Raw genomic sequence first — 12,179 nt, forward strand, 5'->3', positions numbered from 1 at the left:
ACTTAATGTTTTTCTGGTTTATAATTTGGATCTTCTGGATCATAAAGCTTCGCAACCATTTGTATTTGTCGATTCATTAAGAACACCAAAATAATGGACAATGTGATGAATACAAACGTGAAAATGTAAAAGGAATATTGTATTCCTGGCATTGAAGTGATGGAATCTACCGTTCGCATAATTCCGTAAATAATCCACGGTTGACGACCAACTTCTGTTACCGTCCAACCTGCTTCTAAAGCGATATATCCAAAAGGTGTCGCAATCATAAACAATTTATAAAACCAGCGTTTTGTTCGCCAATCTTTCTTAAAAAATTGAGCAATCAAATAAATCACAGCTATTCCCATCATCAACATTCCGAATGTTATCATAATCTGAAAAGCATAATGTACAACTGCCACAGGCGGCCATTCATCTTTCGGAAATTCTTCTAGACCTTTTACAGGTGTTTTGAAATCTGAATGAACCAAGAAACTCAATACACCCGGAACTTTTATCGCATATTTAATCTCTTCTTTTGATTCGTCCACTATTCCTCCCAAAACAAATGAAGCACTTTCTTCTGTTTTGAAATGCGCTTCCATCGCAGCCAGTTTAATCGGTTGACGTTTTGAGACATCTTTCGCCGAAATATCACCACTCAAAGGTGCTAACATTGCTGCTGTAATTGCTAAAACAGAACTAATTTTGAATGCTTCTCGATGAAAATTTACATTCTTACCTTTCAAAATAAGATAAGCATGTAAACCCGCAACCGCAAATCCAGTCGCACAAAAAGCTGCTATTGTCATGTGCAATGCTTGTGAAAACCATGCATCATTGAACATAGCTTTTACAGGATCTATGTTAAGATATTCACCATTTACAAAATCGAAACCTGACGGAGAATTCATCCAAGCATTTGCAGCAACAACCAAAATTCCTGAAGCTAAACCACTAACGCCAACGATTATACCACAAATCCAATGAAACCATTTGTTAAATTTGTCCCAGCCATAAAGAAAAAAGCCTAAAGCAATGGCTTCAATAAAAAAAGCTGTTCCTTCTAACGAAAATGGCATTCCGAAAATTGGTCCAGCGTGTTCCATAAATTTAGGAAACAATAATCCTAACTCAAACGAAAGCATTGTACCAGAAACAGCTCCCGTAGCAAATAAAATTGCAACTCCCTTACTCCAAGCTTTGGTTAACCCTTTGTAAATTTCGTTTTTAGTTTTGAGGTATTTGTAGTGAGCAATTGCCATCATAAAAGGCATCACCATTCCAACACACGAAAAAACAATGTGAAAGGCAAGCGACATCGCCATCTGACTTCTGGCAGCAATAAAATCGTCCATAAGTAATTGTTTATAATTTGTTTGTTGGTTAAAGTTACTAAATAAAAAGAGGCAATTCGATTTTGAATTGCCTCTTTTTTATATGATTTTGATTAGAATAATCTATTTAGACGTAGCTGGTAATAACCATTTGAATTGTGGTCCATCTTCAGGAATCACAATACGTTGTGAAATTCTATCCATTCTATCTGGGAATTTCATGATATAATCTCTTGCTTTTTCAGCCTCAGCATTCAATCCAGAGATTTTATCTAATTGCCAAGCTTCAATTAATTTTCGCATAATATCGATGTAATCAAACGCTGTGTACACACCAATGCGTTGCGCTGCATCTGAAAACGCATCAAACAAAGTTCCTCTTTCTTCACCAGAAGCTCTTAAGAAATGCGCTGGCATTACAATTTTAAGTTTGAACATATGTTGAACAGCTAACATCATTTCAGAAGGATCAGCTTCGAAGATACGACGAACGAACTCTGTGTAAGCTAAATGGTGACGCATTTCATCTCCTGCAATAATTTTACACATACGCGATAATTTTTTCGCTCCGTATTTTTTTGCAATTGCTGATACATTATTGTGCGATACATAAGTTGCTAATTCTTGAAAACTTGTGTAAACAAAGTTTTTGTAAGGATCGTGTGCTGTTCCAATGTCGAAACCGTCATTTATCAAATGTTGCGTTGTTACTTCAACCTCGCGCATATTGATACGTCCTGATAAATACAAAAATTTATTCAAAACATCACCGTGACGATTTTCCTCTCCTGTCCAATGGCGAATCCATTTTGCCCAACCATTTTCTAGGTAATTTCCTTCTTCATCTACCACACCGTCCATTTGCATCAACCAAGATTCGTAGGTTGGCAAAGCTTCCTCGGTAATGGTATCACCAATCAATGTAATCCAGAAATCATCTGGCAAATCTTTCGAAAGCTCTTGTAATTCTTTGATTTCGTCAAAAAAAGAATCTGTTTGAGAATTCGGTAAAAAATCTGTTGGTTGCCAAATTTTATCGGCTGGAACTAAGAATTTGTCCATATAAGCATCAATATCTTTCTCAAGAAATTGCATTACTTCCAGGCGAACATTATTTATTGACATATAATTATTTTATGCGGTTATACTACTTTTTACAGTTTTTTCGGTAAGCTCGAATATTTCATCAAACTTATAGTCACTCACTTTTAAGGGTTTATGGTATTGTATCGTTACTTTCGCGCCCAAATACATCGGGAATTTACCCCACTTTTCTATTTCCCACGTATTATTTAGCGTAACGGGAACAACATAAGCGTCTTTAGCATATTTCGTCAAAACTTTCAATCCATTTTCTTTGAAAGCCTTTGGTACTCCATTTTTGCTTCTTGTACCTTCTGGAAAAATAATAGCTGAATAATTATTTTTCTGAATGTATTGCGCTAATTTTTTTATTTCCTCTATTGCTTGTTTTCCGTTCTTACGATCGATTAATGCAGAACCTCCATGCGTTAAATTGTACGATACACTGGGAATTCCTTTTCCCAATTCTATTTTCGAAATAAACTTAGGATGATAATCAGCCAAATCATATTCCAACGGAGAAATATCATACATACTTTGGTGATTACTCACAAAAATCAATGGTACATTTTGTTTCAAATTTTCTCTTCCTTTATAGGTATACGTTGTACCTAAAATTCTTGTCCAAAAAACCAAAAGACCATTCATCACTTTTACACTTTTGTGATGAGCAGCATAACCTCCCAAATTGTAGCACAACCATTGCACAACATGCATTACCAACAACGTTAATCCATAAAAAATATAAAAGATTATAGATAACGGATAACTTAAAATTTTCTTCAACATTAGAAATTTAGACAAATTTAATAAAAAATTATGCTAAGCATAATATATTTTTCTAGGCGATTTACTTTATTAATTTCAAAGTTAGCTTTTCTTGATGAGCTTCATCATAAAAAGTAATTTGATTTGATGATTTTACTTTAAAATATGCAGTTTTTTGCAAATTTTGAATCAAATTTTGAGGAATTTCGCAATCAGAATTCACTTGTTTTAAATGATTAAAAATTATAGCTTGATCTATTTTGGTATAATCAGCCGTAATAATTCCGCAAACCGTTTTCATTACCATTTTTTTCGTTGCATCTTCAAAAATAATGTAATCTCCTCCATCATTTATATTCCATTTACCCGACAAATCGCTAATTTCTGAAGTCACAACTTTAGTTTCGGAAACTGTTTTGGTTGGTAAACAACTTGTTAATCCTAAAACAAAAAACAAAAGTATTGCTTGAATTGTATATTTCACGTGGTTTTATTTGTAACGAAGGTAGAAATATTTTGAATATTACGGATTGATTTTTTAAATATTCAATTTTATTAAGAAATTTGTTCTCTAAATAAGAAACAATGGCGAACACAAAGAAAGGAGAAGTTTTTACGGATCAAAATAACATCAAAAAAGTAAAAATAGAACGAAAACCAAGTTTTCCTAAAATCTATATTTTAACTGATGATTGTCAATTCGTGGAAGATGGTTTATACGAATTAGATTTTTTTGAAACGCCAAGTGTTACCAATTTCAAATCTGAATTGAATCCAACTATTCCTGCAATTAACTTTAAGCAGTTGAGTGAAAAAGGGAAAGATGTTTTACAATAATGTGATAAAATAATTTCCCCTAAAAACACAATTAAATAACAATACAATATCCATTGTTGAAAAAATAGAATTCTACATTTTTTCTTCTACTTTCCTTCGAGGTTTCTTCGACCGTTGTTCGACGAAAATGCCGTTTCGTCGAACAACGGTCGAAGGATGGTCGAACAAGCTAAAAAACAACTAAAAATCTATATTGCTCAAAAACATGATAAATAGAGGCGTAGAAAAGAATTTTATTTTTCTTGTTACCTTTATTGAATAAATAATAATAGGACAGATGTGGACAAAACCGGACAAATGTGGACAAATGCGGACACAAAAATGTTTTTTTGTAAGTATTCTAACTTTTTTTAGTATCTTTATAAGTCTTCGTTTTTTGAAAAATCAACAAAATACCAAATAAGTCATTTTATCATTGGTTACGAAAAGATAAAAATTTATAATCAGTTTATGTATGAATACGTTTGAGTATAAAAATGAAAAATCATATTTAGAAAGACGAAATTTTATTAAAAACTTCCTCCGAAATTAGCATGTTCAAATAGTTTTGAAATTCCAAAATAAGGAATAAAACTTAGAAGTAATACAAGATATAATATCCAGTTTTTATAGTTAAAAATAATGGATATTATTGAAAAAAGTGGACACAAAATAAAAGATAAAATTCCTGTAAATGCTATAAAATCAAACAAAAAAATTTGACTTCTTGCTATTTCAGTTCCATTAATACTAAACATAATTATAAAACAGAAAAAAAAGAATATTGTCAATCCTAAAAATATTCTTAATATTTTAATTCTAGTTGGTTGATTCATACAATTTATTTAAAATAAAAATAAGTAAACATTACATAAAGCATCTCACTGAAAATAGTGATTTACAATTCACTTGAAAATTAAACTATAATAAATCAGAAATAAATAAAAAACCCACACTGATAATCAGTATGGGTTTTCTTTAGATTGTGATCCAGTCAGGATTCGAACCTGAGACCTACTGCTTAGAAGGCAGTTGCTCTATCCAGCTGAGCTACTGGACCAATCCAAAATTCTATTACTAAAATTCGTCGGGGTGGCAGGATTCGAACCTGCGACCTCCTGCTCCCAAAGCAGGCGCGATGACCGGGCTACGCTACACCCCGAGTGGTGTTTTATTTCTAGCTTTAAAAAAGCGGAGAGACAGGGACTCGAACCCTGGCATCGGTTTCCCGATGACAGATTAGCAATCTGCTCCATTACCGCTCTGGCACCTCTCCTAACTTTTAAAAATAAGACTGATTAGTCTCATAAAGCGGTTGCAAATATATATTGACTTTTATTGCAAAACAAGTCTTTTTAGAAAAAAAATTAAATTATTTGGCTTAATTTTGGCTATTCAAAAGACTATTTAGAACTAAAAGAATGAATTTTAAAGGATTAGTATTTTCCGCAATTTCTTGTTTTTTTATTTTGGCTAGTTGTGCAACTAAAACAGTTCCACCAAAAACAATTACAAAAGTAATTCGTGACACAGTCATTATTAATTCAAAAACAGATCAACCGGAAATGACTCGAGCTGCAAAACTCGACAAGTACAAGGTAACAACAGATTATTATCCATCTATTTCGCAAGATGAGCGTGTGCGATTTTTAGTGTTACATTACACAGCAATCAATACAGAATTATCGTTAAAAGTATTGACTCAGAAAGATGTAAGTGCGCATTATTTGGTAAATGATTATGATGACAAAACAATTAATCTTTTAGTTGACGAAACAAAACGTGCATGGCATGCAGGTGTTAGTAGCTGGAAAGGGTTAGATAATCTAAATTTTTCTTCTATTGGTATCGAAATCGTGAATCTTGGAAACAAAGGAACAGATGCTTATCCAAATTACACGCCTTATCCAGATTATCAAATTAAAAAAGTGGGTGAATTAGCGCAAGATATTGTAAAACGTTACAATATTTCTCCTTTCAATGTAATTGGGCATGCAGATGTTGCGCCAGGTAGAAAGCCAGATCCAGGACCACTTTTCCCTTGGAAAAAATTGTATACAGATTATGGTGTTGGTGCGTGGTACGATGATGCGGATAAATATCTATTTATGCAACAATACCCTTGGGATACTACAAGTTCGGTTTTTATCACTCAAGTGCAAACAGATCTTAAGAAATATGGGTACAACGTTCCTACAAATGGAATGATAGATTCGCAAACTAAGAATGCGATTGTGGCATTTCAGATGCATTTCCGTCCAGAAAAATACGATGGAGTTGTAGATGCTGAAACTTGGGCTATCTTGAAAGCGTTGAACAAAAAATATAATCCATAAATCAGTTTTGATTTAGAGAATAAAACTCCTACTTGTTAGGAGTTTTTTTATGGGATAAACTTTCGGTCAAATAATATGAATAAATAGCATAATTATCATTTAAAATGGAATTGAGAGTTAAGAAAAATTGAAGTAATTTTATCCAAAATAATATAACATGGCTTTTAAAAGTTTGCGCCCAATAATTTGGACAAAAGATTTACAAAAAACAACAAAATTCTATAAAAAATTAGGATTTAAAATTGCTGATCAAAATGAAGATTGGATTTGGGCTTGCTTGCAAAAAGACGATGTAGAAATTATGTTGGCTTATCCAAATGAAGGTGCTGATTTTGAACGAGCTAATTTCACAGGTTCTTTTTATTTTGTTGTAGACAATATAGACGAGTTGTGGAATCAAGTAAAAGATGATTGCGAAGTTGTGTATGAAATTGAAGCCTTTGAATGGGATATGCGCGAATTTGCAATCTACGACAACAATGGTTATATCTTACAATTTGGACAAGAAATAGAAGTTACATTCGAAGATTAATTATGATCTCAAAACGATATTACAACATTGTATTAGCAATAATTATTCTGATTATTCCAATTGTTTTTTACATGATTATTAACACTATGGTTCATATAAAATATGAAACCGACGGAGTTGACATTTGTATTTCTACTATAACAGGAAAAAATCTTTGTTCGCAAATCGATCAATTAAAAGTTACTATTTACATTGACATGATTGTGATGATTTTCTGGTTAGCCCTAAGAAATTTGATCGTAAAAAAATAGCTTATGGATTATCATTTCGAAGAAAAATTTGAACAAATTAATTTCTCAGAAAATCAAAATATATCTGGTGAATATGAGAATTGTGAGTTTATAAATTGTGATTTGAATTGATTAGATTTAAGCGACATCAAATTTATTCAATGTCAATTTATCGAATGTAATTTGAGTAATTCGACTTTAGAAAACACAAGCTTTCAGCAAGTTGAATTTATCAATTGTAAAATGATTGGTTTTAATCTCGAAAATTCGAATAAATTTGGATTAAGCATTTCATTTGAAAATTGTACGTTAAACGATTCATCTTTTTATGAACTACCGCTAGAAAAGACGAAGTTTAGCAATTGTTCTTTACAAAATGTAGAATTTTCTTTTGCAGATCTTAGTCAAGCCTATTTTATGAACTGCAATTTGGCTCACTCCATTTTCTATCAGACCAATTTAAAACAAGCCAATTTCAAAACGGCTTATAACTTCACGATAAATCCGAATGATAATCAATTAAAAGGCGCGCAATTTTCCAAAGAGAATTGTATCGCATTGTTAGATTATCTTAGAATTACAATAAATTAAAAAAAGGTTTCGAACAAAATCGAAACCTTTTTTATGCTTTCTACTTATACTATTCTAATCAGAATAAATAATTTCAGATTATATTTTACTAAATCATAACATTTTAGAATAAATTACTTCTATATTTTATCAATTAGTCAATAATTATTTCTTGATTTAATAAATAATAAGATTATTATTGCATCTTTTTTTGATAAATTTTCTGAAATAAATCCAACTCAGATTATCAACTTAAAACTTTTCTTGACATTTTTTTAAGAAATTAAAAAAAATATTAGCGTATTATTTACACTAATAAAATAAAAAAGAAATTCTTTATCAAAAAAAGCATTATTATTATTCAATACATTATTTTAGACAAACTTAAGTCTATTAATTAAGTCAATACAAAATCACAAATAATGTACAACTAACACCATTTATTAAAAAATGAAAAAAATTTTTGTCGCACTTGCTCTACTATCCACTTTTGGAGCCACGGAATTGAAGGCTCAATACGCTTCTGAATATGATGGCGGTTTGGTTGTTAAATTAAATCCAGAAGGAAGTAAATATGTCCGATTTATTCTTTGGGGACAAACTTGGTTTCAGGATTACGAAGGAAAACACGCCAATGATGGATTTTCTATCAAACGAGCGCGCGTTCTTGCTTATTCACAAATCAATGATCGATTCATGATTTTAACGCATTTTGGTGCAAATGGAATTTATGATAATAATCTTTCTCCGATGGGGAAAAGTACAGATGTATCGTTTTTCATGCACGAAATGTTTTTACAATATAAAGTAACGAACAATTTAGCAATTGGTGCTGGAGTTCACAATTTTGGTGGAATTTCTCGTGGAAATGGTCAAGGTTCTATCAATATGTTGACCTTAGATAATAATAGAGCTGACTGGTCTACACTTGGTTTGTCTGATCAATTTTCAAATCATTTGGGAATGTTTGCAAAAGGGCGAATTGGAAAACTGAATTATCGTTTAGCATTAAGTGATGCTATTACGAATACTTTAGATGGAAACTCTTCGACAGTTTTAGAAAACGGACAAGAAAAGTATTTAGGAAAAGCGATACTTGGAGAAGGAAAATATGCGGTTTCAGGATATTTTGATTATCAATTCTTAGATCAAGAATCGAATGCTTTACCTTATCGCGTTGGAACCTATTTAGGAACTAAAAAAGTATTTAACATTGGAGCAGGATTTTTCAATCAAAGTAATGCAATTGTCAAAAAAGAAAATGATAATTTGATTGGAGAAAATGTAACTCATCTTGCTATTGATGCTTTCTACGATGCGCCAATCGGAAAATCTTCTTCGATAACAGCTTATGCGAAATATCAAAATTCGGACATGGGCGAAAATTATGTACAAGGAAATGTTGTAGGAGATGGAAATCAGTTTTCTGGACATGTCGGGTATTTATTGCCTAAAAACATCAAAGAAGGAGAAGGGAAATTCCGTAATAGAATTCAGCCGTATGTAGGGTATTCTTACAGAGATTTCAAAGGTCTAATAAAACCTGCAAACGAATTAAAATTAGGTGGAAACTGGTACATTGATGGTCAGAATGCTAAAATTTCTGTAGAATATCAAAAATCTTTCGATCAACCAAAACACATGGACGACATGATAACAATACAAGCAATGATATTATTATAAAAAAACACACAAGAATTAACACAAAAACACATTATTTATGAGCGAAACTGCTAACAAAAAAACAATCTGGAAAGTAATTGGTGCTTCCTCTATGGGAACGCTAATTGAATGGTATGACTTCTTTATTTTTGGAAGTTTAGCTGTTGTAATTTCTACTAAATTTTTTCCCGCTGATAATCCTACAGCAGCCTTTTTATCAACCTTAGCAACATTTGCTGCTGGATTTGTTGTACGTCCATTTGGCGCATTATTCTTTGGTCGATTAGGAGACATTATTGGTCGTAAATATACGTTTATGGCAACTTTAGTATTAATGGGAGGAGCAACTTTTTTGATCGGATGTATTCCATCTTATGAATCAATTGGTTTTATCGCACCTTTATTAGTATTAATCTTACGTTTATTACAAGGTTTAGCACTTGGAGGCGAATATGGAGGTGCTGCAACATACGTAGCAGAACACGCACCAGACGGAGAAAGAGGATATTGGACGTCTTGGATACAAACCACTGCAACAGTCGGTTTATTTGTTTCCTTACTGGTTATTTTATTGACAAAAACATTATTATCAGAAGAACAATTTGACCTTTGGGGATGGCGAGTTCCATTTATTTTATCAATTTTGATGGTTTACGTTTCATACTTGATTCGTAAAAATATGGACGAATCGCCAGCTTTCAAAAAAGCAAAAGATGAAGGAACAACTTCTAAAAATCCTTTGAAAGAATCTTTCGGGAATCGTTACAACATGAAATTCGTTTTATTAGCACTTTTTGGAGCTGTAATGGGACAAGGAGTCGTGTGGTATACAGGTCAGTTTTACTCGATGAGCTACATGAAAACGGTGATGAATGTAGAATCTGATCAAGTAGATTCTTTGTTAGGAATTGCTTTATTATTTGGTACACCTTTCTTTGTGTTCTTTGGATGGCTGAGTGATAAAGTTGGTCGAAAATGGGTGATGTTAATCGGAATGATTGTCGCTGTATTCTCGTATCGACCAATTTACGAATCAATGTATCAAACAACAAATCTTGAAAATAAAGAAGTAATTGCAGCACAAACAATTGAAAAAGCTGAAATCAAAAATGTTGACGAAAAATCTGATTCTATTTATACAATTCAAAAATCATTTACAGATGGCACGACTTATAAACAAGTTACAACGCTTCATTTAGAAAATGGTCAAGCAAAAATTGTAGATGGAAAAGTAAGTGAAATTGTAAAAAAATCGACACATATTAATAGTGGTGATAAATGGAAATTAGTTGGATTAATTTGGATTCAAATTATTTTTATCACAATGGTTTATGGTCCAATTGCTGCGTTCTTAGTAGAAATGTTCCCTGTTAAAATTAGATATACATCGATGTCTTTGCCTTACCACGTAGGAAACGGAATTTTTGGAGGTCTTTTACCTGCTGTTTCTACTTATTTGGTAACAAATGCCAAAAACAACGGAGATCCACAGTTTTACTTAGAGGGTCTTTGGTATCCTATTGGAATTGCGGCTGTTTGTTTTATCATCGGAGCAATTTATATCAGTAATAAAGACAGAAATGTTAACTAAAAAACTAATTAGAAATGGAAACAATTAAAAAAATATTAGGAATCGTTTGGATCGCATTATCACTTGTTTTAGCCTACTTTTGTATCATGGAATTTGGAATTCCTAAATTATCATCAGGCTCTCAAGATGATTTAGTATTCGGAATTATTATTCTATTTGTCCTTACACCAATTATTGTTATTGGAATGGCACTCTTTGGCTATTATGCGTTACTTGGTGAATACAGTGAAGAAAAAATGTAAAAAACTATACACGAAATCCTCAACACATGTTGAGGATTTTTTTATATAAATGTATTTTCAATAAACCTTTTTATTAAATCCATAAAAAACAAATCATAAAACGTTAATATCTTTTTAAGAGTTTTAGCATAGTTTATGTCAATTAATTTTAAAATCAACAAAGGTACTCGAAGTTAAACTGAAATATAATTCAAATACAAAAAGCCTTGCATTTACAAGGCTTTTCATTTATAATATAACTTCTAAAATTGTTTTATATCTGTTCTTTTTCCGTGATAGAAAAGTATTTTCCAGTGTTCTGTTTTCGCATCAACTTCCCAACGCAAACGATCTTCCATCGCTTTTACACCATCTGCATCATTCTTGAAAGCGGCATGATATTTTAGATAATTTAATTGAGGTAGATTATCAGCTCCATAAAATACAATTTCATCATTTTCTTTGATCCAAAAAACTTGTTGAAACGGAACGTGTCCTCCTGTTACTTCGAATTTGATATTATCCGTTATATTTCCACTATCATCATTCATCCATACAATATTTTTGAATGATTTCAACTTTTCTAAACGATCATAGTTATAAGAATTATTTGTTTGAACAACCGCATAATCATACTCGCGTTGTTGAATATAAATTTTTGCTTCAGGAAAGTTACATACAAACTGATCCCCTACCCAATTTCCAATTCCGTTGATATGATCTTTATGTAAATGCGAAATCAATACTTTCGTAATTTGATTTGGATTAATATTATATTCGCGTAATTTTTTTAGAATGATAGGTTCACAATCTACTTCAGTTCCGAAACCACAATCAATCAAAATATTTTCATCTCCAATTTGTATCAAAAATGGACGAACAATAAGATTATATCCGTCAGCGGGATTTTTAACATCAATATTATCACCTAAATAATGAAACTCTTTTTTTGCATCAACATGAAAAACACCTTCTAAAAGAGGAATAACTTTCATTTACTTTTATTTTTTACAAAGGTAATTCGTTTAGATTCTCTCTACAAAAAAAGGCT

Annotated in this window: 12 protein-coding genes and 3 tRNA genes; 7 read left to right on the forward strand and 8 right to left on the reverse strand. The window is 31.8% G+C overall.

Features of this window, described 5'->3' with window-relative positions:
• Nucleotides 1-2: 2 nt before the first annotated feature.
• The 4 genes from B3J26_RS10950 to B3J26_RS10965 form a co-directional block, all read right to left on the reverse strand.
• Entirely contained in the window at nucleotides 3-1,340 is a 1,338-nt protein-coding gene (locus B3J26_RS10950; RefSeq protein WP_291074557.1) for a cytochrome ubiquinol oxidase subunit I, read from the reverse strand.
• Between the two features lie 102 nt (nucleotides 1,341-1,442).
• A complete protein-coding gene (locus B3J26_RS10955; protein WP_280051685.1) occupies nucleotides 1,443-2,444 on the reverse strand; it encodes an acyl-ACP desaturase in 1,002 nt (333 codons plus the stop codon).
• A gap of 9 nt (nucleotides 2,445-2,453) precedes the next feature.
• Complete coding sequence (locus B3J26_RS10960; RefSeq protein ID WP_125350403.1) at nucleotides 2,454-3,188, reverse strand: lysophospholipid acyltransferase family protein; 735 nt, start codon at nucleotides 3,186-3,188, stop codon at nucleotides 2,454-2,456.
• A gap of 64 nt (nucleotides 3,189-3,252) precedes the next feature.
• Entirely contained in the window at nucleotides 3,253-3,654 is a 402-nt protein-coding gene (locus B3J26_RS10965; RefSeq protein ID WP_221855789.1) for a hypothetical protein, read from the reverse strand.
• Between the two features lie 101 nt (nucleotides 3,655-3,755).
• Here B3J26_RS10965 and B3J26_RS10970 point away from each other — a divergent pair, with 101 nt between their 5' ends.
• Nucleotides 3,756-4,007 (forward strand): hypothetical protein, encoded by a 252-nt coding sequence (locus tag B3J26_RS10970; protein ID WP_291067372.1) that lies wholly within the window; start codon nucleotides 3,756-3,758, stop codon nucleotides 4,005-4,007.
• 965 nt (nucleotides 4,008-4,972) lie between these two features.
• Here B3J26_RS10970 and B3J26_RS10975 read toward each other — a convergent pair.
• The 3 genes from B3J26_RS10975 to B3J26_RS10985 all read right to left on the reverse strand — a co-directional run bounded on the left by B3J26_RS10975 (nucleotide 4,973) and on the right by B3J26_RS10985 (nucleotide 5,262).
• Nucleotides 4,973-5,046, reverse strand: a tRNA-Arg gene (locus tag B3J26_RS10975).
• A 27-nt stretch (nucleotides 5,047-5,073) separates the two neighbouring features.
• Nucleotides 5,074-5,148: transfer RNA gene (locus tag B3J26_RS10980), tRNA-Pro, on the reverse strand.
• A 30-nt stretch (nucleotides 5,149-5,178) separates the two neighbouring features.
• Nucleotides 5,179-5,262, reverse strand: a tRNA-Ser gene (locus B3J26_RS10985).
• A gap of 145 nt (nucleotides 5,263-5,407) precedes the next feature.
• Here B3J26_RS10985 and B3J26_RS10990 point away from each other — a divergent pair.
• The 6 genes from B3J26_RS10990 to B3J26_RS11015 all read left to right on the forward strand — a co-directional run bounded on the left by B3J26_RS10990 (nucleotide 5,408) and on the right by B3J26_RS11015 (nucleotide 11,149).
• Nucleotides 5,408-6,322: an N-acetylmuramoyl-L-alanine amidase gene (locus B3J26_RS10990; protein ID WP_291074559.1), complete on the forward strand. Its 915-nt coding sequence runs from the start codon at nucleotides 5,408-5,410 to the stop codon at nucleotides 6,320-6,322.
• A gap of 157 nt (nucleotides 6,323-6,479) precedes the next feature.
• Nucleotides 6,480-6,854, forward strand: coding sequence for a VOC family protein (locus B3J26_RS10995; protein WP_291074561.1), 375 nt, complete (start codon nucleotides 6,480-6,482; stop codon nucleotides 6,852-6,854).
• Between the two features lie 401 nt (nucleotides 6,855-7,255).
• Nucleotides 7,256-7,675, forward strand: a complete 420-nt coding sequence (locus B3J26_RS11000; RefSeq protein WP_291074608.1) for a pentapeptide repeat-containing protein — start codon at nucleotides 7,256-7,258, stop codon at nucleotides 7,673-7,675.
• A 429-nt stretch (nucleotides 7,676-8,104) separates the two neighbouring features.
• On the forward strand, nucleotides 8,105-9,337 hold the full coding sequence (locus B3J26_RS11005; RefSeq protein ID WP_291074563.1) for a hypothetical protein: 1,233 nt from the start codon (nucleotides 8,105-8,107) through the stop codon (nucleotides 9,335-9,337).
• Nucleotides 9,338-9,374: 37 nt separating this feature from the next.
• Nucleotides 9,375-10,907, forward strand: coding sequence for an MFS transporter (locus tag B3J26_RS11010; protein WP_180906341.1), 1,533 nt, complete (start codon nucleotides 9,375-9,377; stop codon nucleotides 10,905-10,907).
• Between the two features lie 14 nt (nucleotides 10,908-10,921).
• Nucleotides 10,922-11,149, forward strand: a complete 228-nt coding sequence (locus B3J26_RS11015) for a DUF6814 family protein (protein WP_125350389.1) — start codon at nucleotides 10,922-10,924, stop codon at nucleotides 11,147-11,149.
• Between the two features lie 242 nt (nucleotides 11,150-11,391).
• On the opposite strand, the gene B3J26_RS11020 is transcribed toward B3J26_RS11015, so the two are convergent.
• On the reverse strand, nucleotides 11,392-12,123 hold the full coding sequence (locus B3J26_RS11020) for an MBL fold metallo-hydrolase (protein ID WP_291074564.1): 732 nt from the start codon (nucleotides 12,121-12,123) through the stop codon (nucleotides 11,392-11,394).
• Nucleotides 12,124-12,179: the final 56 nt, after the last annotated feature.

This window comes from Empedobacter sp. UBA5987 (assembly GCF_002429865.1).
Taxonomy (GTDB): Bacteria; Bacteroidota; Bacteroidia; order Flavobacteriales; family Weeksellaceae; genus Empedobacter; species Empedobacter falsenii_B.

What these genes read in the sequence shown, in the direction of transcription:
- B3J26_RS11015 (WP_125350389.1), top strand. Translation starts at nt 10,922, where the DNA reads ATGGAAACAATTAAAAAAATATTAGGAATCGTTTGGATCGCATTATCA.
- B3J26_RS10950 (WP_291074557.1), bottom strand. Translation starts at nt 1,340, where the DNA reads ATGGACGATTTTATTGCTGCCAGAAGTCAGATGGCGATGTCGCTTGCC.
- B3J26_RS10990 (WP_291074559.1), top strand. Translation starts at nt 5,408, where the DNA reads ATGAATTTTAAAGGATTAGTATTTTCCGCAATTTCTTGTTTTTTTATT.
- B3J26_RS11020 (WP_291074564.1), bottom strand. Translation starts at nt 12,123, where the DNA reads ATGAAAGTTATTCCTCTTTTAGAAGGTGTTTTTCATGTTGATGCAAAA.
- B3J26_RS11010 (WP_180906341.1), top strand. Translation starts at nt 9,375, where the DNA reads ATGAGCGAAACTGCTAACAAAAAAACAATCTGGAAAGTAATTGGTGCT.
- B3J26_RS10970 (WP_291067372.1), top strand. Translation starts at nt 3,756, where the DNA reads ATGGCGAACACAAAGAAAGGAGAAGTTTTTACGGATCAAAATAACATC.
- B3J26_RS10995 (WP_291074561.1), top strand. Translation starts at nt 6,480, where the DNA reads ATGGCTTTTAAAAGTTTGCGCCCAATAATTTGGACAAAAGATTTACAA.
- B3J26_RS11005 (WP_291074563.1), top strand. Translation starts at nt 8,105, where the DNA reads ATGAAAAAAATTTTTGTCGCACTTGCTCTACTATCCACTTTTGGAGCC.
- B3J26_RS10955 (WP_280051685.1), bottom strand. Translation starts at nt 2,444, where the DNA reads ATGTCAATAAATAATGTTCGCCTGGAAGTAATGCAATTTCTTGAGAAA.